The sequence below is a fragment of the Bacillus sp. XT-2 genome (assembly GCF_025696525.1).
GTDB classification, from domain to species: domain Bacteria; phylum Bacillota; class Bacilli; order Bacillales; family Bacillaceae; genus Bacillus; species Bacillus halotolerans.
Window position 1 is genome coordinate 162,645 of the sequence record NZ_JAHVOC010000006.1, and the last position, 22,635, is coordinate 185,279.

Annotated in this window: 18 protein-coding genes; 11 read left to right on the forward strand and 7 right to left on the reverse strand. The window is 43.9% G+C overall.

All coding sequences use genetic code 11. The annotated features are described in order from the left end of the window. Nucleotides 1–24: 24 nt before the first annotated feature. The gene (locus KXD37_RS16385) at nucleotides 25–786 is read right to left on the reverse strand and encodes a class I SAM-dependent methyltransferase (RefSeq protein ID WP_127696036.1); all 762 of its coding nucleotides are present in this window, start codon (nucleotides 784–786) and stop codon (nucleotides 25–27) included. Nucleotides 787–901: 115 nt separating this feature from the next. On the opposite strand from KXD37_RS16385, the gene KXD37_RS16390 reads away from it, so the two are divergent. From KXD37_RS16390 to KXD37_RS16435, 10 genes are all read left to right on the forward strand, one after another. Continuing rightward, complete coding sequence (locus tag KXD37_RS16390; RefSeq protein WP_151174740.1) at nucleotides 902–1,852, forward strand: LysR family transcriptional regulator; 951 nt, start codon at nucleotides 902–904, stop codon at nucleotides 1,850–1,852. Between the two features lie 156 nt (nucleotides 1,853–2,008). After that, entirely contained in the window at nucleotides 2,009–2,965 is a 957-nt protein-coding gene (gene cah, locus KXD37_RS16395) for a cephalosporin C deacetylase (RefSeq protein WP_188323510.1), read from the forward strand. Nucleotides 2,966–3,046: 81 nt separating this feature from the next. Next, nucleotides 3,047–3,829, forward strand: a complete 783-nt coding sequence (locus tag KXD37_RS16400) for a nucleotidyltransferase domain-containing protein (protein ID WP_024120156.1) — start codon at nucleotides 3,047–3,049, stop codon at nucleotides 3,827–3,829. Between the two features lie 188 nt (nucleotides 3,830–4,017). Further along, the gene (gene putB / locus KXD37_RS16405; RefSeq protein WP_081638229.1) at nucleotides 4,018–4,929 is read left to right on the forward strand and encodes a proline dehydrogenase PutB; all 912 of its coding nucleotides are present in this window, start codon (nucleotides 4,018–4,020) and stop codon (nucleotides 4,927–4,929) included. Between the two features lie 16 nt (nucleotides 4,930–4,945). After that, nucleotides 4,946–6,493 (forward strand): L-glutamate gamma-semialdehyde dehydrogenase, encoded by a 1,548-nt coding sequence (pruA, locus tag KXD37_RS16410; RefSeq protein ID WP_044161972.1) that lies wholly within the window; start codon nucleotides 4,946–4,948, stop codon nucleotides 6,491–6,493. 91 nt (nucleotides 6,494–6,584) lie between these two features. After that, nucleotides 6,585–8,039: a sodium/proline symporter PutP gene (gene putP, locus KXD37_RS16415; RefSeq protein WP_188323797.1), complete on the forward strand. Its 1,455-nt coding sequence runs from the start codon at nucleotides 6,585–6,587 to the stop codon at nucleotides 8,037–8,039. A 153-nt stretch (nucleotides 8,040–8,192) separates the two neighbouring features. Next, nucleotides 8,193–9,422 (forward strand): proline utilization transcriptional regulator PutR, encoded by a 1,230-nt coding sequence (putR, locus tag KXD37_RS16420; protein WP_101860181.1) that lies wholly within the window; start codon nucleotides 8,193–8,195, stop codon nucleotides 9,420–9,422. Between the two features lie 191 nt (nucleotides 9,423–9,613). Beyond that, nucleotides 9,614–10,000, forward strand: a complete 387-nt coding sequence (locus KXD37_RS16425) for a lactococcin 972 family bacteriocin (RefSeq protein ID WP_188323511.1) — start codon at nucleotides 9,614–9,616, stop codon at nucleotides 9,998–10,000. Nucleotides 10,001–10,079: 79 nt separating this feature from the next. Beyond that, nucleotides 10,080–12,287 carry a bacteriocin-associated integral membrane family protein gene (locus tag KXD37_RS16430; protein WP_188323512.1) on the forward strand — a complete coding sequence of 736 codons (2,208 nt, stop codon included), beginning with the start codon at nucleotides 10,080–10,082 and terminating at the stop codon, nucleotides 12,285–12,287. 4 nt (nucleotides 12,288–12,291) lie between these two features. Continuing rightward, on the forward strand, nucleotides 12,292–12,936 hold the full coding sequence (locus KXD37_RS16435) for a putative bacteriocin export ABC transporter (protein WP_188323513.1): 645 nt from the start codon (nucleotides 12,292–12,294) through the stop codon (nucleotides 12,934–12,936). A gap of 96 nt (nucleotides 12,937–13,032) precedes the next feature. On the opposite strand, the gene KXD37_RS16440 is transcribed toward KXD37_RS16435, so the two are convergent. Both KXD37_RS16440 and KXD37_RS16445 read right to left on the reverse strand, forming a co-directional pair. Continuing rightward, nucleotides 13,033–13,884: a TIGR03943 family putative permease subunit gene (locus tag KXD37_RS16440; protein ID WP_106021082.1), complete on the reverse strand. Its 852-nt coding sequence runs from the start codon at nucleotides 13,882–13,884 to the stop codon at nucleotides 13,033–13,035. Between the two features lie 4 nt (nucleotides 13,885–13,888). Further along, nucleotides 13,889–14,773 carry a permease gene (locus KXD37_RS16445; RefSeq protein ID WP_082687818.1) on the reverse strand — a complete coding sequence of 295 codons (885 nt, stop codon included), beginning with the start codon at nucleotides 14,771–14,773 and terminating at the stop codon, nucleotides 13,889–13,891. 286 nt (nucleotides 14,774–15,059) lie between these two features. Between KXD37_RS16445 and KXD37_RS16450 the strand changes: the two genes are divergently transcribed. Beyond that, the gene (locus KXD37_RS16450) at nucleotides 15,060–16,070 is read left to right on the forward strand and encodes an NAD(P)/FAD-dependent oxidoreductase (RefSeq protein ID WP_188323514.1); all 1,011 of its coding nucleotides are present in this window, start codon (nucleotides 15,060–15,062) and stop codon (nucleotides 16,068–16,070) included. Nucleotides 16,071–16,099: 29 nt separating this feature from the next. On the opposite strand, the gene cobA is transcribed toward KXD37_RS16450, so the two are convergent. The 4 genes from cobA to nasC form a co-directional block, all read right to left on the reverse strand. Then, on the reverse strand, nucleotides 16,100–17,551 hold the full coding sequence (cobA, locus tag KXD37_RS16455; protein ID WP_263463660.1) for a uroporphyrinogen-III C-methyltransferase: 1,452 nt from the start codon (nucleotides 17,549–17,551) through the stop codon (nucleotides 16,100–16,102). A 59-nt stretch (nucleotides 17,552–17,610) separates the two neighbouring features. Continuing rightward, nucleotides 17,611–17,931: a nitrite reductase small subunit NirD gene (gene nirD, locus KXD37_RS16460; protein WP_024120163.1), complete on the reverse strand. Its 321-nt coding sequence runs from the start codon at nucleotides 17,929–17,931 to the stop codon at nucleotides 17,611–17,613. A 31-nt stretch (nucleotides 17,932–17,962) separates the two neighbouring features. Beyond that, nucleotides 17,963–20,380 carry an NADPH-nitrite reductase gene (nasD, locus tag KXD37_RS16465; protein ID WP_188323516.1) on the reverse strand — a complete coding sequence of 806 codons (2,418 nt, stop codon included), beginning with the start codon at nucleotides 20,378–20,380 and terminating at the stop codon, nucleotides 17,963–17,965. Nucleotides 20,381–20,500: 120 nt separating this feature from the next. Further along, nucleotides 20,501–22,633, reverse strand: a complete 2,133-nt coding sequence (gene nasC / locus KXD37_RS16470; protein ID WP_263463661.1) for an assimilatory nitrate reductase catalytic subunit NasC — start codon at nucleotides 22,631–22,633, stop codon at nucleotides 20,501–20,503. Between the last annotated feature and the right edge of the window lie 2 nt (nucleotides 22,634–22,635).

The window sequence follows — 22,635 nt, forward strand, 5'->3', positions numbered from 1 at the left end:
GCCGTGCGGTATGCACGGCTTTTTTTATCGCTTCACGCCTTGGATCAATATCGCTTTTAAGCAAAAGGATTCAGGCTTTCCGTTTTGATTCAATTCGAGGCAAAAGGTGTCACGGGCTTCGTCAGACGCGTTGTTCAAATGGCTGATGATACGCTGTTCCCGATCGGCGGGGGTTCCGCCTCGTTTGATCCAGCTGTTGTATTCAATCGGCAAATTCCACTTTTGGATTTCTTCATAGCCGAGCTGGTTGGCCGTAAACATTGACTGCCATTCCGATAATGAACTTTCGCGTACGTGAGAAGGATCTCTGAGCCGGTTCAAATGATTGACAAACTCATCAAGATCAGGAGCTTCAGGCGCGTAGTGATCGACCAGGAAAAACCGTCCGTTCTTTTTCATCACGCGTGCAACTTCACTGACGGCTTGATGAACATTGGAAAAGTGGTGAGCCGCATATCGGCAGGTGATGACATCAAATGAATCGTCAGGGAAAGGAAGCTCCTCTGCCGTTCCTTTCTGAAAGTGTACATTGAAAGCGCCTTTTTCTTCCGCAAAAGATAAAGCAACGTCAACCATTTCTTGCGTCGCATCAATGCCGATGCATTCTTGGACGTAAGGGGAAAAAGCCAGCGCTGTATGGCCCGCTCCCGCTCCGACATCAAGCACTCGCTGCTCTGCACGGCATTCCGCAGTTTTGATCAGCATCGCTAAATCTTCACCCTCAGCAAATACCTTCTCATCACGGTACATCTCAGCATTTTTCGAAAACGGAGTTTCATTTGGCAAGTGAACCAGCTCCTTCATTTTTGGTGGTGATATGGATTATGTTAGCAATGTCTGTTATGATTCGTCCAAGATATAAAAATGATGAATTCGATAGTTTCAACCTATGGAGGCTGAAATGGATATTAAAGTGATGGAATATGCTGCGGAAATTGCCCGCCGACAGAGCTTTACAAAAGCGGCGAAGCACCTTCATATCGCCCAGCCTTCTCTCAGCCAGCAAATCAAAAAGCTGGAGATGGAACTTGGGCTTACTCTTTTTCACAGGTCACACGGCTCTGTTACGCTGACACCGCACGGCCGCCGTTTTATTGAAAAGGCTGAGGACATCATTCGATCAAGGGATGACTTGCTGCGGGAGATGCAGGAGCGTTCTCAAGGACTGGGACACAAGCTTTCGATCGGGATTCCGGCTGTAACAGGGAGATATATTTTTCCTCCGCTGCTGAAGCAGTTTTTGGCGCGTTATCCCCATATGGAGGTTCAGCTTATCGAAAAAGACCCAGCTGCCTTAGAGGAGATGACGGCAAAGGGTGAGGTTGATCTTTCTGTTTTATCCTTGCCGATCGAGGATGAGAGACTCTCCATCGAACCCTTGCTGACGGAGCCGATCGTTCTTGCCGTACCAAAGGAAAAACAAAGGTGGATGCCGCCCGACATGACTGCACTGATTGATAAAGCGCTGGAAGGAGAGGGGAGCCGGCCGCCGTGCGTGCCGCTTGAGATGGCAAAGCACGTTCCTTTTATTTTGCTGAAGGAGGGCTACGGTTTTCGCCGGACGGTACTTGACCTATGTGCGGAAAGCGGCTTTAAGCCACACGCGACGTTTAAAACGAGCCACATCGAAACCGCGCAATCCCTTGTGGCAAACGGTTTGGGGGTAACACTGGCGCCAAATATGGTCAAAAGAGACAAAGACCCGGGTGTCATCTATTTATCTCTTCAATCCGCGCCTTCACGCACTCTGGTTTTTGTATTTTTAAAGAACCGCTATGTCAGTCTGACCGCTCAGGCCTTTATGGAACTGAGCCGGGAATCGGTTAAACAAACGTTTGATCAAGAAGAGTGAATTGGTGTTCAAGGATAGAAGGATATACATCACAAGATCAAATGCACGTCGAGGGATTGAATCAGAAAACAGATGTTAAAAAATTTAGAAAATAGATTCAAAACGTGATAGTATAGAATAAACTAAATCTTATTAAACAAAGGAGAATAATCGGAAATGCAACTATTCGATATGCCGCTCGACCAATTGCAAACGTATAAGCCTGACAAAACTGCCCAAAAAGATTTTTCTGAGTTTTGGAAATCCTCTTTGAATGAGCTTGCCAAAGTTCCAGCAGTTCCTGACTTACAGCCGGTTGATTATCCTGCTGACGGGGTAAAGGTATACCGCCTCACATATAAAAGTTTTGGAAATGCCAGCATTGCCGGATGGTATGCGGTGCCTGACAAAGAAGGCCCGCATCCGGCGATCGTGAAATATCACGGCTACAATGCAAGCTATGACGGAGACATTCATGAAATGGTCAATTGGGCGCTGCACGGATACGCTGCGTTCGGCATGCTTGTCCGCGGCCAGCAGGGCAGCGAGGATACCAGTATTTCTCCGCACGGACACGCATTGGGCTGGATGACGAAAGGAATTCTTGATAAAGATACATACTACTACCGGGGAGTTTATTTGGACGCCGTCCGCGCTCTTGAAGTCATCAGCAGCTTTGATGAAGTCGACGAAACGAGAATCGGCGTGACGGGCGGAAGCCAGGGCGGAGGCTTAACCATTGCGGCCGCGGCTCTGTCAGATATTCCGAAAGCCGCTGTTGCTGATTATCCTTATTTAAGCAATTTCGATCGGGCCATCGATGTGGCGCTTGAACAGCCGTATCTCGAAATCAATTCCTTCTTCAGAAGAAATGGCAGCCCGGAAACAGAAGAGCGGGCCATGAATACACTAACGTATTTCGATATTATGAATCTGGCTGACAGGGTGAAGGTGCCTGTACTGATGTCGATCGGGCTGATTGACAAGATTACGCCGCCTTCTACTGTGTTTGCGGCATATAACCATCTGGAGACAGAAAAAGAGCTGAAGGTGTACCGCTACTTTGGGCATGAGTATATCCCTGCCTTTCAAACGGAAAAGCTTGCCTTCTTTAAGCAGCATCTTAAAGGCTGACAGACGTGAAGAGCCGCCGCATCATCGGGCGGTTTTTTTCTGCAGACAGCCGGAATGAGAAAAGACGGGAGACGAATATATATGAAACAAAGAATCATTGATGAACTAAAACGAATTGAGCAAGAGTACAGCGTTAAAATCGTGTATGCCGTTGAATCAGGGAGCCGTGCTTGGGGATTCCCGTCGCAAGACAGCGATTATGATGTCCGCTTTATTTATGTGCCGAAGAAGGAATGGTATTTTTCAATCGAGCAGGAGAGGGATGTCATTGAAGAGCCGATCCACGATTTGTTGGACATCAGCGGCTGGGAACTGAGAAAAACGCTGCGTCTATTCAAAAAATCAAACCCTCCGCTGCTTGAGTGGCTGTCCTCAGACATTGTGTATTACGAAGCCTTTACGACCGCAGAGCAGCTGAGAAAGCTGCGAAGCACAGCGTTTAAGCCTGAAGCCAGTGTGTATCACTATATCAATATGGCAAAAAGAAACGTCAAGGATTACCTGCAAGGGCAAGAGGTGAAAATCAAAAAGTATTTTTACGTGCTGCGGCCGATACTGGCGTGTAAGTGGATTGAAAAGCACGGAACCATTCCGCCGATGGATTTTACTGTTTTGATGAATGAATTGATTACGGAACCCGAACTGAGAGCAGAGATGGAAACCTTGCTTGAGCGCAAAAGAAAAGGTGAAGAACTGGATCTAGAAGCAAGAATTCATGTGATTCACCAATTCATTGAAACGGAGATTGAAAGGATTATGGAAGCGGCGAAAACGCTGAAAATCATCAAAAAAGATATCACGCCTGAGCTGAATCGTTTGCTTTTGAATACTGTTGAAGAAGTGTGGAATGATGGAGGAAGCTGATGTTTCATGTCGCTTCCTCTCTCCATATTTCGACAGGAAGTCCCCCGACTTTCTAACTATCTGATTGTGAGAAACCCACAAAAATAATCAGAATCTTTGTATTTTGAGAATATTGTGAACGGTGGTTTTGTCCATTTACAATAAACTCATACAAATACTTCTTAGATTGCGGGGTGTTGAGATTGGAAGTGATCACAAGAGATTTTTTCTTATTTTTATCCAAAAGCGGCTTTCTCAATAAGATGGCGAGAAACTGGGGAAGCCGGGTGGCAGCGGGTAAAATTATCGGCGGGAATGATTTTAACAGTTCAATCCCGACAATTCGACAGCTTAACAGCCAAGGCTTGTCAGTTACTGTCGATCATTTAGGCGAGTTTGTGAACAGCGCCGAGGTCGCAAGGGAACGCACGGAAGAATGCATCCAAACCATTGAGACCATTGCGGATCAGCAGCTGAACTCACACGTTTCTTTAAAGATGACGTCTTTAGGTCTCGATATAGATATGGATCTGGTGTATGAAAATATGACGAAAATCGTCCAGACGGCCGAGAAGCATAAAGTCATGGTCACCATAGACATGGAAGACGAGGTCAGATGCCAGAAAACGCTTGATATATTCAAGGATTTCAGAAGGAAATACGAGTATGTAAGCACGGTGTTGCAGGCCTATCTGTACCGGACGGAAAACGATATTGACGATTTGGATTCTTTGAAACCGTTCCTTCGTCTTGTAAAAGGAGCATATAAGGAATCAGAAAAAGTGGCTTTTCCGGAAAAAAGCGATGTCGATGAGAACTACAAAAAAATCATCCGAAAGCAGCTCTTAAATGGTCACTACACAGCGATTGCGACACATGACGATAAAATGATCGATTATACAAAGCAGCTTGCCAGGGAAAACGGCATTTCCAATGACATGTTTGAATTCCAGATGCTGTACGGCATGCGGTCGCAAACCCAGCTCAGCCTCGTAAAAGAAGGTTATAACATGAGAGTCTACCTGCCTTACGGAGAGGATTGGTACGGCTACTTTATGAGACGCCTGGCAGAACGTCCGTCAAACATTGCATTTGCTTTCAAAGGAATGACGAAGAAGTAAAAAAGGAGAGATTACAATGACAACACCTTACAAACATGAACCATTCACAAATTTCCAAGACCAAAACAACGTAGAAGCGTTTAAAAAAGCGCTTGCGACAGTAAACGAATATTTAGGAAAAGACTATCCTCTTGTCATCAACGGTGAAAGAGTGGAAACAGAAGCGAAGATCGTTTCAATTAACCCGGCTAATAAAGAAGAGGTAGTCGGCAGAGTCTCAAAAGCTTCTCAAGAGCACGCTGAGCAAGCAATTGAAGCTGCGGCTAAAGCCTTTGAAGAGTGGAGATACACGTCTCCGGAAGAAAGAGCGGCTGTCCTGTTCCGCGCGGCTGCCAAAGTCCGCAACAGAAAGCATGAATTCTCCGCTTTGCTCGTAAAAGAAGCAGGGAAGCCTTGGAACGAGGCAGATGCCGATACGGCTGAAGCGATTGACTTCATGGAATATTATGCACGCCAAATGATTGAACTGGCAAAAGGAAAACCGGTCAACAGCCGTGAAGGCGAGAAAAACCAATATGTATACACGCCGACTGGCGTAACAGTCGTTATTCCGCCTTGGAACTTCTTGTTCGCGATTATGGCGGGAACAACAGTAGCACCGATCGTTACCGGTAACACAGTTGTTCTTAAACCTGCGAGCGCAACGCCTGTCATTGCTGCGAAATTCGTTGAGGTTCTTGAAGAATCCGGTCTGCCAAAAGGCGTTGTCAACTTTGTTCCTGGAAGCGGAGCGGAAGTCGGTGACTACCTTGTTGATCATCCAAAAACAAGCCTTATCACGTTTACAGGATCAAGAGAAGTCGGTACGAGAATCTTCGAACGTGCGGCAAAAGTTCAGCCAGGCCAGCAGCACTTAAAACGTGTTATCGCTGAAATGGGCGGTAAGGATACAGTTGTAGTGGATGAGGATGCGGACATTGAATTGGCGGCTCAATCCATCTTTACATCTGCATTCGGCTTTGCGGGCCAAAAATGTTCTGCGGGTTCACGTGCTGTTGTCCATGAAAAAGTGTATGACCAAGTATTAGAGCGCGTTATTGAAATTACAGAATCTAAAGTAACGGCAAGCCCTGACAGCGCAGATGTTTACATGGGACCTGTCATTGACCAGGGTTCTTATGATAAAATTATGAGTTATATTGAGATTGGAAAAGAGGAAGGCCGATTAGTAAGCGGCGGCACTGGTGATGATTCAAAAGGATTCTTCATCAAACCGACGATCTTCGCTGACCTTGAACCGAAAGCAAGACTCATGCAGGAAGAAATTTTCGGGCCTGTTGTCGCTTTCTCTAAAGTATCAAGCTTTGATGAAGCATTAGAAGTGGCCAACAATACTGAGTACGGTTTAACGGGAGCGGTGATCACAAACAACCGCAAGCACATTGAGCGTGCAAAACAAGAATTCCATGTTGGAAATCTGTACTTTAACCGTAACTGTACAGGAGCCATCGTCGGCTACCATCCGTTCGGCGGCTTCAAAATGTCCGGCACAGATTCAAAAGCCGGCGGTCCTGATTACCTGGCACTGCACATGCAGGCAAAAACAATCAGTGAAATGTTCTAAAGCGGGACTAAATGGGCATCCTCCCTGCGGGGGTGTCCATTTCATCCATATACTATAAAAAAGAGGAGGAAGTGCCATAGAAAACACACAGCTGATTATTTCAATTTGTATTTATATGGCAGGGATGCTGCTGATCGGCTACTTTGCCTACAAACGTACGTCAAACCTGACGGATTACATGCTGGGAGGACGTTCCTTAGGTCCGGCTGTAACCGCTCTCAGTGCGGGAGCTGCCGATATGAGCGGCTGGCTGCTGATGGGGCTTCCGGGCGCCATGTTTACAACTGGACTAAGCGGCGTTTGGATTGTGTTCGGGCTTTGCCTTGGGGCATGGGCAAACTGGCTCTACGTCGCGCCGCGGCTGAGAACATATACAGAAAAAGCGGGGAATTCGATTACGATTCCCGGATTCCTTGAAAATCGTTTCGGAGATCAAACAAAGCTCCTCAGACTGTTTTCAGGAATTGTCATTTTAGTCTTTTTCACATTTTATGTATCGTCCGGAATGGTGTCCGGCGGCGTCTTATTCAACAGCATCTTGGGGATGAATTATCACACCGGCTTGTGGATTGTGACTGGTGTTGTTGTCGCGTACACCCTGTTTGGGGGCTTTCTGGCTGTAAGCTGGACAGATTTTGTTCAGGGGATCATTATGTTTGCAGCACTTATTCTCGTTCCTATCGTTACGTTTTTCCACACCGGGGGAATAGGTGAAACAACTGCTGAGATCCGCTCTGTGGACCCTGATATGTTTAATATTTTTAAAGGAACCAGTGTTCTTGGCATCATTTCATTGTTTGCCTGGGGCTTGGGCTACTTCGGCCAGCCGCATATCATTGTGCGCTTTATGGCGATTACGTCTGTCAAAGAGATAAAAAGAGCGCGCAGAATCGGAATGGGATGGATGATTCTTTCGGCAGCCGGCGCAGTGCTGACAGGTTTGGGCGGAATCGCTTATTACCATCAGCGGGGCATGACATTGAAGGACCCGGAGACGATTTTTATTCAATTAGGAAACATTTTGTTCCACCCAATTATCACAGGTTTTCTGATTTCTGCGATTTTAGCGGCCATCATGAGTACGATTTCTTCCCAGCTGCTTGTCACATCAAGCTCTTTAGTAGAGGATTTGTATAAGTCGATGTTCCGGCGCTCAGCTTCTGATAAAGAACTGGTGTTTTTAGGGCGTCTGGCTGTGCTGGCTGTTTCAATTGTCGCGTTAGTTATGGCATGGGAGAAAAACAATACCATCCTTGGATTGGTCAGCTACGCGTGGGCGGGCTTCGGTGCATCTTTTGGACCGGTTGTACTGCTCAGTTTATTTTGGAAACGAATGACCAAATGGGGGGCACTCGCCGGCATGATTGTAGGGGCAGCGACTGTAATCATTTGGGCGAATGCCGGTCTTTCGGGCTTTCTGTATGAAATCATACCTGGTTTTGCTGCGAGTCTATTATCTGTCTATATCGTCAGCGTATTGACGCAGGCTCCGTCACAAGATGTGACAGACCAGTTTAAAGACTACCAAGATACGATGTCACAATAAAGATCGAAAGGAGGAGGAAGGGGATATCCCTTTTTCCTCTTTTCTCCTTTTAAGACCGCTGTTTTTTCTTTTGGAAACAAACGTATTTTTTTCTATACAAAAAGACCCCGTATGGATATGATTAAAGTAAAAAAAGTATAGGAGAAAAAAGGTATGGAAGAGCTTTTAGAGAGAGTTTTTTCATTTTCAGATGTTGATAAGCTGATTGACTTTATCAGCTATGAACTGCAAAAACCAGTGATACTGGAAAGCGCGGATTTCTTTTTGTTAGCCTACAATTCTTACTATATTAACCATTTTGATTCTGCGAACCAGCAGACTATTTTTTCAAAAAAGTGTCCGGTTCAGATTTTTGAGAGGTTTTTGAAGGACGGGATCATTGAAAAGCTGAAAACAGAACCTGAGCCTTTTCGCGTCAATAAAATTGAGAGCATTGGGTTAAATCAGAGAGTAGTCGTGAGTGCGAAGCATAAAGGGGAAGTCATGGGCTACATCTGGATTCAGGAACTGGATCGTGATCTGACAGACGAAGAGCTCGATTTTTTGTACGAGACCTCCTTCCATGTCGGAAAAATTATTTATAAAGCGAACAAACTGAAACAGGAAAAGGAAGAAAGAGCTGAGGACCTCATCAAACGGGCTATCTATCAGCAATTTATTTCTGAAAAGGAGCTCAGGCGCGAAGCTGAGAGAATCAACACCGTGCTGCCTTCTGTGTTTTCAGTTGTCATCCTGCACGCCGCGAATGGGGATGGGGAAGCGGTGGAAGATTTAAAGGAAAATATCAGGTCTTACCTGAATTTGCGGGATAAAGTCAGTCATGTCTTAACGATAGAATCCAATATTGTCATCGTCGTAGCGAGTTTTTCCCAAAAAAGCTCCGCCTCCTCAGCAGCTGCTGAATTCATTAACAAGCTGTTAACACATTTTCACTTTCAAAAAATTCCTACCCCTATCTATATCGGTATCGGAAACGAATATGACCACATCTTAAAACTTGGCAAAAGTTATACAGAAGCATTGGAAGTCATTAAAGCCGCAGAAATAACCGGCAACCAGGAAAACATTCCATATGAATATGAGAAGCTCGGTATTTATCGTTATTTAGAAAGCATTGAACAGAAAAATGACTTTTTGGAATACGAGAATAAGGATTTGGCTTTACTAAAAGCGAAAGACCAAGAAAGCAGCACCGAGCTGCTGAAAACGCTGGAAATCTATCTCCTCAACAATTGCAAAACAAAACCAGCCGCAGAACAGCTGTTTATTCACCAAAACACATTAAATTACCGCATCAAGCAGATTCTTGAGATGACATCCATCGATTTAAGCGACTTCAGAACGCGATGCCAGCTCTATCTTGATTTGATGCTGATGAAATAAAACAGCCTGTTTAGAGAGTTTTTCTGCGAGTTTGTTAATAGAATATATCTAGATCACTTTCTTTTATGATCCATTTATAGGAAAAGATATTTATTTACTATATTGTTAATATATGGGATAATAAGGTTGTGGTTGAACGGATGAGCGCGCTGTCATTCAATCTACATTAAAAAAGAAGGAGTGGATCAGTAATGGTGAAAAAAGGTCTCATGAGTGCAGCTTTAATAGCAGCATTAGCATTATCAACTGGACAAGCAGCATCAGCAGCAAGTGCTGCAACAAGTGGCGAGGTTGATTTAACTAATACGCCTCTGAAAAACTCTGAAGTAACCCCATTTGCAAATGAAGATGTTGGCGGAGGAAACTGGGATTACGGTACAGCTGGTTATTTTGATTGGGGATTTAAAAAGAAAGTTTGGTCAAATTATCATCACAAAGATAAGGCCCATGCTTCATCATGTGCTCTAGGGACAAGAACTAATTCAAGCGGTAAAATTAAAGCAGGAACAACCTCATACTCCAGTTTATCAGGTGGAGCAACAGATGCTAAGACAAAGGCCAATTGGAAAACTTACTAATATAAAATTATGATAAGGATATCATCGAAAACTTAGAGAAGTTTTCGATGATTCTCCTTTTTATAAAGGAGTTTTTTTTGTGAGAAAAATTGTGATTTTATTTCTTGTGATTTCTTCACTGTTCTCCTTTTTGATTTCCTTTAGGGAAAATGCGAATAAACAAATTGAAGAGTTTGAACAGCTAGATAGTTTTGTCGGAAAACCTTTTACTATACCTGATGATCCTTTACTTAATGATCCTAAAGAAATGATCGAACTAATTATGAGTAGTTCTAAAGCATATAAGGCTAATATTTTTCGGCCGGCTATTAATTTCTCTACAAACGATAAAGTGGAAATTTCTAAATATGTTTTGTTAACGCAACAAACTGACTATTTTAATGGCATTGAACTTTCAAAAGGGAAATTTTTAAGTAAGTTGGATACTCAATCTAAAAATTTTTACATAAGTACTCGTGATTCAAAGGATAAGAATCAGATAGGACAAATAGAAAAATTCGGTATCACTTCTGAAATAACAATTAAACCACTAAAAAAGTCATTTGATTATCTTCCTGTAAACGGTACATATTATGCTGAAACTAAAGGGAAGTATTCTTTTGAAGATTTTTTAAAAGGGTTTGTTAATGATATAAATGAAAAATTTGATTCGTCGTTTAAAGTAAATGACTTTTTACAAACTCGAGAAGTTAATGATAGTTATGCGGAAATCTCTACCTCATCATTACAACAGTATAACTATTTGATTCTTATTGTAACATTATTTCTTCTTATTTATTATATCGTTAATGAGTCAAAAACAATAGGTGTTTTAAAATTGCATGGGTATTCTAATTTAAGAATTTGGTTTCAAATAGTAGGGAAATTATTAATATTCACTTTTTGTTTTTCCTTGTTATTATCAATCATATGTACAATTTTCTTACCTGGTTCTACCTTATCTTTTTTTATGAATACCGTTATGAAACAAATTATTAATTATTTGATTATAGGCTCATTGTCAATACTTACTTATTTTTATATAAGAAAGGTAAAAGTTAATCTAGCAATAAAGAATAAGAAAGATACAAACAGCATCTTTATTTTTAATTCTATTTTAAAAATAGTTTGTTCGATCTTAATAATTGTGATAGGTAGTTCAACTTTAAATCAATATGGCGAAGTGAAAAAAAAACAATCCCATTTAGAAGATTGGAAGGTCAGTAAAGATTATGGGGTTTTCAATCCTTTGTATATAGGTCATGATATTGAGGATGTAAATAACGGGAAGCCGCAACTTACGAATGACATTGATAATATTTACCCTGTTTTAAACAAAATGGGAGCTCTCTTAGTAGATACAAGAGAATATGAAGAAGAATTTATTCGATTAAACTCCCGATATAAGGGAATCAGGTCTATCATTGTAAATGATAATTATTTAAAACAATTTCCTGTATACAACTCTGAGAAAAAAACAATATCAATCAATGAGAGAGAAAAAAGATTAATATTGCTTGTCCCGGAGACATATAAACAACAAAGAGAAAAAATAATAAAATTTTTTAAAGAAGATAGAAATGAATCTGCAGCAGCTTATGATGAGGAGTTTTTAGGGAGACATGTACCAAAGTATTTAAAAGAACCTGAAATACATATTATTTGGACGGCTAGTGGCCAGAAAATTTTTAGTTTTAACCCAGAAGTTTTTAAAGCTGAGGATAATTTAATTATAGATCCTATTATACAAGTTGTTACAGAGAATAATAGTTTGGTAGGTGATAGAAATACAATTCTAGGAAACGGAAGTCGAGATCCGCTTAAAATTAAATTAAATGATAGAGATTCAAAAAAGACAATGAATATATTAGAGCCTTATTTGAAAAAATATCATCTTGATGATAATTTGAAGTATTTGGTCTCTTTAAATCAATATGCATTGGATGAAATCAAGAAGTTACATAGCGAAATTAGCTCATTTTTAGCTTTAGCTGCTGTATTAGCTATCGCTTTGGTTCTTCTGATCGTGCAAAATTCTGTAATATACTTCAATAAAAAGCAACAAAAATTTGTAGTCTATAGATTGTTTGGTATTGGTTTTTTTAGAACATTTAAAGATTATATGACCTTGTTTTTCATACTATGGCTCATTCAATTTATATCTTGTATTGTTGTCAAAAGAGGAATAACTTTAAACCTATTAATTTGTATTTTATTTCTTTTAATTTTAGAATCGGTTACTTCGATAATTGCATTAATTATTATAGAACGAAGAAACAAGATTAAAGTTATGAAAGGAGGTTTCTGATTAATTGAGTTATGTTATGGAATTGCAAAATATAAGAAAAGCTTACGGGAAACATATTGTATTGGAAAACGTCAACATTGCTATAGAAAAAGGGGAAATGGTTGCAATTACAGGTAGCAGTGGTTCCGGAAAAACAACAATACTTAATATTATGGGTATGCTCGAAAAGCCAGATGGTGGAATTGTTAAAATACTTGGAGATGTTGCTCCGAGAATTGGTTCTGGAAGAGCCAATGAATTGTTGCGTTCTAGAATATCATATTTGTTCCAAAATTACGCCTTGATTGATAATGCCAGTATCAGTGCAAATTTAGATGTCCCATTAACTTATAAAAAGTTAAAGAGAGAAGAAAAGGAAAAATTGAAGGTTGAGGTTCTTGAAAAAGTGGGTTTGCAAAAAGTATCCTTAACCCAAAAAGTCCATGAGCTTTCTGGGGGCGAACAACAGAGATTAGCAATAGCAAGAATCATATTAAAACCATGTGATATTATTCTTGCAGATGAACCGACAGGATCTTTAGATGTAAATAATCGTAATGAAGTTATCACTCTATTAAAAGAATTAAATCAGATGAATAAAACAATAATAATAGTAACTCATGATCCTTATGTGTCAAATCAATGCAGTCGAGTGATCAAACTTAACTGACAAAAGAAACTGAATTAATATTAAAAGAGATAAAGTAATATATAAAATATGTAAGTAGATTTGAGGAACCAATATAGTTTGGTTCCTCAAATCTTTTTAAAATCCTCTGTAAACATACGGATCATCAGGTTTTTTAATGGTGTTCCAGTCCGTCACTTTCACGACAGGGAGGGTGGATTTGAATGGCTGATAGTATTCTGAGGACAAAGTGCCTTTGATATGAATCCATTCATCATCCTTAATATCCATGTCCTTCGGAAATTCCACTAGCATCCCGTAAACGCCGGAATCAGCGATACAGTGAATAATGCCAAACCGCAATACGAAGAGCTGGTTTTTGCTAATTGCGTTTCCTTTATACGCAAATCCATGAAATTCAATCGTACGGCCGAGAAATTCGCCCGGATAGTTATAAATGGTTTCCATACCCTTTAAGAAATCATCATCGGTCAGAGAAATCTCTTTTTTACCAGAATATTTTTTATACAGCTGTTTCATCTGCTTGTCATAGCTGTCTTGCGCATAATAAAGGCTGGCATCAGGCCGCAGATACTGGGTTTGGGAGTAGTGATCTCCGCTTTCCATGGCCTTAAACGAGAATCCTTTCGTTTTGACGATGGATGAGTCAAGCGTCGCAATCGGAAAAAAGATGCCTGACACCAAAGGGAAAATAAAAACAAGATAAATAAAATACCGCTGATAAAATGGTTTGTTTTGTTCATGGTCATGATCATGGCCGCAGCCGCAATCATCGTCATGATGATGCCCGCCTTTTTCAGGCGATTTGATAAATAAATACGCTTGAACAGCTGTCAAAATGGCCAGCAGGAAGATCGCAATAAAGGACAGATAGGCATATTTCATATTGATATATTTTGTTAGATTTCCTGAGGTGTGCAGATGATAAAAGAAAAACGTAAATCCCATCAGCACCAATAGACGAAACATCCAATCACCCCTTTACCAGTAGTGATCCCGCTAAGACGATCACGACAATATACGTAATCAGCAGGAAAACAAATCGTTTTTTGAAGGCCGCGAGCATCATCAAGAGATTCTTAATATCAACCATCGCACCGAAGACGAGAAAGGCGATGAGCGAGCCTAAAGAAAATGTGCTGCTGAAGGAAGACGCAATAAATGCATCCACTTCTGAACAAAGCGACAAGACAAACGCCAGGCCCATCATCACGAGGGAAGATGATACATCATTCTGTCCGATCGCAAGCAGAGTGGATGTTTTGACGTACGTCTGCATCGCAGCTGCGATAAAGGCGCCGATGATTAAATATTTCCCCACGGAGAAAAATTCATCAATGGCGTGACGCAAGGTCCCTCCCAGCTTTTGCAGCAGGGTGTGGTGATGATGATGGCGATGCCCGGGTTCATCAGGCTTTAAAAGCTGGTTATCCTTAAATTGATAGGATAAGATGATGCCGATGATCACCGAAACGGCGAGCGCCAGTCCGCCCCGGTAAAAGACAACGCTCCATCTATTCCCGAACGCAATATACGTAGAAAACAAAACAATGGGATTGATGATAGGAGCAGTCAGCATAAAAGCAACGCCTGCATGAAGAGGAACCCCTTTTAGCAGAAGCCGCCTCGTAATCGGGATAATGCCGCATTCGCAGGCGGGAAATAAGATGCCGGCAAGCGCACCAAATAAGACTGCGAGAAACCGGTTTTTCGGCATGATCCTTGCAATCATTTCTTCAGAAACAAACATTTGAATGATTCCGGACAAAATGACGCCAATCAGAATAAACGGAATGGCTTCTATTAAAATACTGATAAAAATAGAATTCAGCTGAAGAAAAGACGATTGTGCTGTCACAATAAAACCTCCGCTCATGGTAAGCTGCCTCTGATTATATCACGAAAAAAGGCACTGATTGTTTGACGGAAGAGGAGGAAGGATCGTTTCACCTTGTTTAGGATTCTAAGAAATCCAGTGGTGAACTGCGGCACCTTTGCGGCAAACATCATGCGCGGGAATTATTATTCAGGGCCGACGAAATGGTTGAACACAGGCTATTAAAATATGATATACTTTGTATTGATATTCATTCTCAATTAAATGATATAACGTTAATGATAGATTGGAACGGGAGGCAGGACGGATGGCTGAAAATCATGAGGTGTATGACGTCACGATTATAGGCGGGGGACCGATCGGGCTGTTTACGGCTTTTTACTGCGGCATGCGGGAGCTGAAAACGAAAGTGATCGAGTTTTTGCCGCGGCTCGGGGGAAAGGTGTCTTTATTTTTCCCTGAGAAAATCATTCGCGATATTGGCGGGATACCGGGGATTGCCGGGGAGCAGCTGATCGAACAGCTGAAGGAGCAGGCGGCGACGTTTGACCCTGATATTGTGCTGAATCAGCGAGTGACCGGATTTGAGCGTCTGGATGACGGAACCATGGTGCTGACTAGCTCTGAGGGGGAGAAGCACTATACAAGAACCGTTATTTTGGCTGTCGGAATGGGCACGCTGGAGGTCAATGAGTTTGACAGCCAGGATGCAAGCCGATATGCAGGAAAAAATCTTCATTATAAAGTGGAGAAGCTTGATGCGTTTAGAGGCAAACGGGTTGTGATTTCTGGCGGGGGAGATACTGCGGTCGATTGGGCTAATGAGCTGGAACCGATTGCGGCGTCTGTTACTGTCGTGCACCGCAGGGAGGAATTCGGCGGACTGGAAAGCAGCGTGACGAAAATGAAGCAGTCATCTGTGCGGGTGCTTACTCCTTATCGGCTGGAACATCTCAGCGGCACTGAAGAACGCATCGAAAGCGTCGCCGTTTGTCATGCTGAGTCTGGACATACCGAGGAAATCGAGCTTGATGAGCTCATTATAAATCACGGGTTTAAAATTGATCTCGGCCCGATGAAGGATTGGGGTCTCGAGATTGAAGAAGGCCGGATTAAAGCTGACAGACATATGCGGACGAATCTTCCGGGCGTGTTTGTTGCGGGGGACGCGGCGTATTATGAAAGCAAGCTCAGATTGATTGCCGGCGGCTTTACGGAAGGCCCGACTGCCGTCAACAGTGCGAAATCTTATCTGGACCCTCAGGCAGAAAATATGGCGATGTATTCCACCCACCACAAAAAATTGGTTCATAAATAAAAAAAGCCCTTTGGAAAAGGGCTGTATCATCAGCTGTGGAGGAGCTTTTTCTCCACTTGCTCATTTTGTATAAACGCAAATAATTGCTCTTGGTCTTGTACGGCAGTAAACCCGTATGCAGCGGCGGGCGCGCCATCGCCTATACAGATGACAGGGGGGCGGCTTGCTGACGGTTCTGGTGAAATGCCGATTTCTTCTCCTGCGCTGATCAATTGCTGAGCGGACTGCTTGCCGGGGCAAATGATCATGTGCAGAGGAGACTCACTGATCGTCCGTTCGGTCATTCTGGTGAATCGCTCATCTATGACGTTTTCATGGGTGATATAGCACAAACAGGACTCTGATTTCTGCATTTCTTCTACTGAATGACGGCTGCCGACATTCAGCTTTTTAGGTGAATTGTGATGGTGCTCGGATATGATGAAGCCGCGTTTTATAAGCTCTGCCTTTCCTGCTTCTGACGCTGCACTCAGGCGTGCGGTCAGCTGGCGAATGTCGATTCGTTTGGACGCGAGCGCTTCAAAAAATTCGCAAACCGCACGGCGTGATGTGAAGAAAATATCCTCAAAGGTGCTGATCTGTCCTAGAATATCCTCGTTGGCAGGCATTTTTTCAGTCCGCCATTTCGGCCATTCGATGACATCGGCACCATAATCGCGCAGCTTGTCTGCCAGCGTATGCTCATCTTCGCCATGAGTGACTATCATCATATGCTGCCCGATGAATGGTTTGCTTTCAAACCAGCTGTGTGTTTGAACGTTTACAATATCACCGATGACGATAATGGCGGGATTTGTGATTTGCTGTTCCTGTATTTTTTTTTGGATATCCTGCAGCGTTCCTTTTACGCTCCGCTGGCGGCCCCACGTTCCCCATTGAATCACGATGACAGGGACAGAAGGAGATTTTCCGTACGCGATGAGCTGCTGGCAAATAAATGGAAGGTTTTTGACACCCATGTAAAACACAAGCGTTTGAACGCTTCGGGCAAGCCCTTCCCAGTCAAGGTTCGGCGTTCCTTTTAAGGATTTATCATGTGCGGTAATCATGGCGAAAGACGAAGCGAAATCCCGATGCGTGACGGGGATTCCCGCATACAGCGGCGCTGCGATTCCCGAGGTGATGCCCGGCACCATTTCATAGCGGATGCCATGCTGGTGGAGAGCGTCTGCTTCCTCGCCGACTCTGCCAAACACGCTGGGATCTCCGCCCTTTAAACGGACAACAGTTAATCCCTCCGACGCTTTTTCAATCAGCAGGGCATTGATCTCTGCTTGTTTCATAAAATGGCGGTCCGGCAGTTTTCCGCAATAAATGAACTGGCAGTCTGGTGATGCGTATTCGAGCAGCTTTGGGTTTGCGAGCCGGTCATACAAAATGACATCCGCTACCTCCAGCGCCTGTTTTCCTTTTATGGTGATGAGCCCTGGATCCCCAGGTCCGGCGCCCACAAAATATACGATTCCGTTTTTCATGATCATGTCATCCTTCCGTCACTGTAAAAAATGAAGGATCACTTTGAAAGTGATCCGGTCTTTGATCAATATACGAGATAAACGTATTCTCCTTCGATCAGCGTTTCGTATGTTTTGACACAGCCGTGATCCGGCTCTTGAACGATTCCGTCTTCCAAGGAGATTTTCCAGTCGTGCATCGGACAGAAGACATATTCGCCGCTGACAATACCTTCTGCAAGGACGCCGCCCTTATGGGGACAGCGGTTTTCAATGGCGCGGATGCTCCCGTTTGAAAGCTTAAAGACCGCAAGCTCCTTATCTTCAATATACACTGTTTTTCCTAATTGTTCAGGCAATTCTTCGATTTTTCCGATACATACTTTTGTGACGTCTTTGTTCACCATGTCCATTCCTCCTCAATGTTTGTTTCTGTCATTATGATGTGGTCACGACATTTTCAAATAATTCTTTAGAGGTTTGTTTATCTTCCAGGAAGTCCTTCCACGGATCTTTGCGGACAGAGAGCGTTTCATTCATTCGGTCGTTCAGCTCCTGCCGTTTTTCCGGATCGTTTAAAATATCTTGGACATGGGATAAACCGACGCGCTCTAGCCATGCGGACGTGCGTTCTAAGTAGTTTGCCGTTTCCCGGTAGTATTGAAGATAAGCGCCTGCGTATTCCAAGACTTCTTCATTTGTTTTCACCTTCACCAGCAAGTCGCCGGCACGCAGATGGGTTCCGCCGTTTCCGCCGACGTAAAGCTCCCAGCCTCCGTCGATGCCGACAACGCCAAGATCTTTAATGCCGGACTCTGCACAGTTTCGCGGGCAGGCAGATACGGCCATTTTCACTTTATGAGGCGTGTTGAGTCCTTCAAATTTTTTCTCAAGGTCGATGCCTAAGGCCATGGAGTCTTGTGTGCCGAAGCGGCAGAATTGTTCGCCTACACATGTTTTTACCGTGCGGAGTGTTTTTCCGTACGCGTAGCCTGACGGCATATCAAGATCGGCCCATACCTTTGGCAGGTCTTCTTTTTTCACGCCGATCAAGTCAATTCGCTGGCCGCCTGTCATTTTGACGAGCGGGATCTCGTATTTGTCGACGACATCAGCGATTTTGCGAAGATCTTGAGAGTTGGTTACACCGCCGTACATCCGCGGTACGACAGAGTAGGTTCCGTCTTTTTGAATATTGGCGTGCATCCGTTCATTAACAAAGCGGGATGTTCTGTCATCCTCATATTTGGACGGATTGATCATGCCTAAGTAGTAGTTCAGAGCCGGACGGCATTTGGAACAGCCTTCTGGCGTTTTCCAGCCGAGCACGTTCATGACTTCTCTTGTATGTGACAGCCCTTTGGCTTTGATTTCTTCGACTACCTCGTCTCTCGACAATGAGGTACAGCCGCAAATCGCTTCTTTTTGGGCTGATGCGTCAAAGTCTGATCCCAGCGTATACTGAAGGATGTCTTCTACGAGCGGCTTACAGCCTCCGCATGAGCGGGACGCGCCGGTGCATGCTTTGATTTCATCTGTTGATGAACAGCCCTGTTCCTGGATGGCCTGAATAATTGCTCCTTTTGACACGCCGTTACAGCCGCAGATGATTTCATCATTGCTCATGGCAGCGGTCAGACTTGTGCCGGCTTCTTGGTTGAGAGGCTGTAAAATTGAGATTTTAGAGGTTTCAGAGATATCTGCTTCTTTTTGAATCATCGAAAACAGGCGGTTGCCCTCACTGCTGTCGCCGAATAAAACGGCTCCGACAATCTGATTGCCTCGCAGCACGACTTTTTTATAAATGCCATCCTGTTCATCAAAAACCTTAATCGCTTTTTTCTCGTCTGATTCGTTAAAGTCACCGGCAGAAAAGACCTCGACTCCTGATACTTTCAGTTGAGTGGAGAGAACGGAGCCTTCATAAGGTTTCGTTTCAACACCGCAGATATGTTTAGCGAGCACTTTCGCCTGTTCATAGAGCGGCGCCACGAGTCCGTATGCGATTCCTCGGTGCTCGGCGCATTCACCGACCGCATAAACGTGCGGGATTTCGGTTTGCATATAATCGTTGACAATGATGCCGCGGTTGACTGGAATTCCGCTTTCGGCCCCAAGCGCTGTATTCGGACGGATGCCGACGGCCATGACGACTAAATCGGCTTCAACACTTGTGCCGTCTTTGAATCTGACGCCCTCGACCCGGTCATCTCCGAGAATTTCTTCTGTTTGCTTTTCAAGCAGAAAGGTCATTCCTTGTTTTTCTAATTCGTTTTGCAGCAGGCGTCCGGCCGTTGCGTCAAGCTGGCGTTCCATCAGGAAGGGAGCGAGATGGATAACGGAGACTTCCATACCGAGATTCAGCAAACCGCGCGCAGCTTCTAAGCCAAGCAAGCCTCCGCCAATGACGGCTGCTTTTTTATATTGTTTTGACGCGGCGAGCATCGTGTCTGTGTCTTTTATGTCCCGGAAAGCTGTGACGCCTTTTTTGTCTGCACCTGGAATCGGCAGGATAAAAGGGACAGAACCCGTAGCCAGGATCAGTTCATCATAAGGCTGTATTCTGTCTGCATCGGTGATGACGGTTTTGTTTTCGGTGTCCACTTTAATAACTGTTTCATTGGTATACAATTGTATATTGTTTTCTTCGTACCAGTTCCAATCGTTTAACGTAATATCTTTGATATCTGTATCACCTTGCAGCACTTTTGACAAAAGGATTCGGTTGTAGTTGGGATGCGGTTCGGAACCAAAAATTGTGATTTGAAATTCGTCTTTTGAAACATTCAGTATCTCTTCAATGGCCCTTACCCCGGCCATTCCATTACCAACAAGAACTAGCTGTTTTTTTCCCATCAGATGATCCGCTCCTTATCAATGTTTTTTTCAGCGTAGCACAGCAAAAAGAAATATTTAAGATGCATGTTATAAAATGTAACAAAAAATACGAAAATTTCTAAAAATTTTATGAAAATTTTAAATAGGTCTGACTCGGACGGCGCATACCTTAAAACCGGGCATTTTACACGCTGGATCTAGGCTGTCGCCAATCAAATCATTTACGTTTTGGGCATTCGCCCAGTGGATGGGAACAAATACTGTGTCTTTTCTGATGTGTTCTGACCATTTGCTGCGGACGGTGATGCTTCCGCGAGGAGATTCGATGTTCACGAGAACGCGGTCTTCGATATTGTAGGCTGCTGCTGTTTTCGGATGGATTTCCATAAATGATTCAAAATGTCTTGCGGCCAAAGAGGCGCTTTTTCTCGTTTGGACACCTGTTAAATAATGAGACATGACCCTTCCGGTCGTTAAAAACAACGGATATTCGGCGGTCGGCTTATCTTTTGGAACAACGGGTTCGTTTGGGATCACACTTAATGCCGCTTTTTGATCCGGATGTGCAAATGAGTCCTCAAATAAGCGCCCGGTTCCGGGATGATCAGGCTCCGGACACGGCCAGTGAATCCCGCCTTCTTGTCTGAGCCTGTCATATGTGATGCCGGAATAATCGGCGATTCCGCCGCGGCTCGCTTCTCTCAATTCGTTAAAGATATCCTCCGCAGACGTGTAGGAAAAATAACGGCCTTTTCCGAGAACGGACGCGATTTCGCAAATGATCTGCCAATCATGCTTTGCTTCTCCCGGGCAGGGGCGGCTCGCTTCCCTCAATGTCACGCGTCCTTCGACATTTGTCATCGTGCCTTCGTCTTCTAAGTAAGAGGATGCGGGCAAAATGACATCAGCGAATTTCGCAGTTTCAGATAGAAACAAGTCGATCGCAACAAAGAATGTCAGTTTCGACAACGCCTGTTTGACAAGGTTGGCATTTGGGCTGGAGACTGCTGGATTGGAACACATTAGAAACAGTCCTTTAATGTCTCCATCGTTGATTTTTTCCATCATTTCATAGGCTGAGATGCCTTTTCGCGGGAGCTCATCCGGATTGACTCCCCACACTTTTGCAATATAAGCCCGATGTTCTTCGTTTTCGATGGAACGGTAGCCGGGAAGCTGATCTGCTTTTTGGCCATGCTCTCGGGCGCCTTGCCCATTGCCCTGTCCGGTGATCGCTCCGTAGCCCGAGTAAGGCTTGCCGATTTTTCCTGTGATCAGCACCACATTTAAGAAGCCTTTCACAGCTGCGGTTCCGTCGGTTTGCTGTTCAATGCCGCGGGCTGTAAACAGTATGCCGGACGTTTCCTTGGCAAACTTCATAGCGGCCTTTCGTATTTGCTCTAAAGGAACACTTGTCTGCTCGGCGATGTCTTCCAGATTTAAAGCGCCGGTATGCTGTTTGAGCTCATCAAATCCGTTTGTGCGCGTGCGAATGAAGTCTTCGTTTATCAGCTGTTCGTCTATGATGATTTTGACTAAACCGTTGGCAAGGGCTGCGTCTGTTCCGGGTTTGATTTTCAGATGAAGGTCAGCTATTTTTGTCGTCGCTGTTTCCCGGGGGTCAATAGCAATGAGATAAGCCCCGTTTTCTTTCGCTTGTTCAAAATACGGCATGATGGTCGGCTGGCATTCCGCGATATTGGTGCCGGCCAAAATGATCACTCGGGTGTGGGGGATTTCCGCTAAGGGATTCGTCAAGCCTCTGTCTGCTCCGAATGTTTGGTTGGCTCCGGTTGCTGCGGCGGACATACAGAGCCGGCCGTTGTAATCGATGTATTTTGTCTGTAAGCCGACTCGTGCGAACTTTCCTAACAGATAAGCCTCTTCATTCGTAATCGAGGCGCTTCCGTAGACAGCCATCGCATCATGACCGTGTTTGTCTTGGATCAGGGTGACTTGCTCTTTTATATAGTTCAGCGCTTCAGCCCAGGAAACAGGCACAAACTCACCGTTTTTTTTGAGCAGCGGCCGGGTGATGCGGGAGGAGTGCAGGGCATGCTGGTGGGCGTTCATCCCTTTCATGCATAAACGACCTTGTGTCGTGGGATTGTCGATGCCGATGGCTGTATACTTTTTCCGTGTGACGACGGTTTGTTCCACAAGCTGCATTTTGCATTGCATGCTGCAAAACGGACATTGGGTGTCGTATGTTTTTTCTGATTGGACGTCTTGCTGTTTTTCGCGGAAATATCTAAGCAGTCGTTCAGTCAAAA

Excerpts from the sequence above, each read along its gene's own strand:
- KXD37_RS16450 (WP_188323514.1), top strand. The coding sequence starts at position 15,060 with ATGGCTGAAAATCATGAGGTGTATGACGTCACGATTATAGGCGGGGGA.
- KXD37_RS16390 (WP_151174740.1), top strand. The coding sequence starts at position 902 with ATGGATATTAAAGTGATGGAATATGCTGCGGAAATTGCCCGCCGACAG.
- KXD37_RS16440 (WP_106021082.1), bottom strand. The coding sequence starts at position 13,884 with ATGTTTCGTCTATTGGTGCTGATGGGATTTACGTTTTTCTTTTATCAT.
- cobA (WP_263463660.1), bottom strand. The coding sequence starts at position 17,551 with ATGATCATGAAAAACGGAATCGTATATTTTGTGGGCGCCGGACCTGGG.
- KXD37_RS16400 (WP_024120156.1), top strand. The coding sequence starts at position 3,047 with ATGAAACAAAGAATCATTGATGAACTAAAACGAATTGAGCAAGAGTAC.
- pruA (WP_044161972.1), top strand. The coding sequence starts at position 4,946 with ATGACAACACCTTACAAACATGAACCATTCACAAATTTCCAAGACCAA.
- nirD (WP_024120163.1), bottom strand. The coding sequence starts at position 17,931 with ATGGTGAACAAAGACGTCACAAAAGTATGTATCGGAAAAATCGAAGAA.
- nasD (WP_188323516.1), bottom strand. The coding sequence starts at position 20,380 with ATGGGAAAAAAACAGCTAGTTCTTGTTGGTAATGGAATGGCCGGGGTA.
- putR (WP_101860181.1), top strand. The coding sequence starts at position 8,193 with ATGGAAGAGCTTTTAGAGAGAGTTTTTTCATTTTCAGATGTTGATAAG.
- cah (WP_188323510.1), top strand. The coding sequence starts at position 2,009 with ATGCAACTATTCGATATGCCGCTCGACCAATTGCAAACGTATAAGCCT.
- KXD37_RS16425 (WP_188323511.1), top strand. The coding sequence starts at position 9,614 with ATGGTGAAAAAAGGTCTCATGAGTGCAGCTTTAATAGCAGCATTAGCA.